The organism is Stenotrophomonas maltophilia group sp. RNC7, from assembly GCF_030910085.1.
Classification (GTDB): Bacteria; Pseudomonadota; Gammaproteobacteria; order Xanthomonadales; family Xanthomonadaceae; genus Stenotrophomonas; species Stenotrophomonas sepilia.
The window spans coordinates 1-848 of sequence record NZ_JAVFVN010000678.1; the positions used below are offsets into that span (position 1 = coordinate 1).

Genomic DNA, 848 nt, shown 5'->3' on the forward strand with positions numbered 1-848 from the left:
CCTTATTCAATCAGGCGGCACACTTGAGATCGGTGGCGGGGAGCTGATCGTTGCCGGGGATTACCGGATCCAGAGCAAGCAAGTAGCGTCGAATGGAACGGTAACCTACAGTGCCAGCAGCGGATATCTGAAGATGACCCAAGCTTCGGATGTGGTAGAGATAGGCGGACAATTTATCATGCAGTCGCAGTACAGTCATGAGGGATGGCTGACGGCAGGGACGATGGACCTCAAGGGACATTTCACTCAGCTTAGCGCCTCGGTGTCGGACAATTTTCGTACATCCGGTGCCCATAAGGTCATTCTGAGCGGTCATCAGCAGCAAGTAATTAGCATGAATAGCGATAATTCATCTTTCTTCAATATTCTGAAGATGTCGAATACATCTGGGGAAGGTGTGAAGTTTGCGACAAGAGTCTATGTCAACAAAGAACTACAGCCAACAACTACACCAATTGTCGATGGGCACAACCTGATCTTAACCACTAATGTGCCGATCTCTTGGGCAAGCTGGCATGCCAATCTGGGGCTTGATGGGAATCGCAGCTTGCAGCAGGACGTCACGATTGAGGGAGACTTGCACATTTATGGGGGCACCATTCATCTGAATGGCCACAAGCTGACGGTGAAAGGGAGCTTGTATCAACTTGGAGGAATGCTGGACCTGGCAGGCGGAGAGGTACAGGTACAGGGCAATGTGGTTCACTCCGGTGGGACGCTTGCCATCAATGAAGGCCAGCTGAATGTGGAGGGCAGCTATCGTATGCAGTCGGAACGTGTGGACGCCAACGGCACAGTGACCTATGGCTATAGTCATGGAGGTCTGCAAATGATAAAAGCATCCGACT

1 protein-coding gene is annotated in these 848 nt (G+C 51.2%); it reads left to right on the forward strand.

Going from position 1 to position 848, the window contains the following annotated elements; all coding sequences use genetic code 11:
- On the forward strand, nt 1–848 hold an 848-nt coding region (locus tag RCF13_RS14130), incomplete at both ends, for a hypothetical protein (protein WP_308141269.1).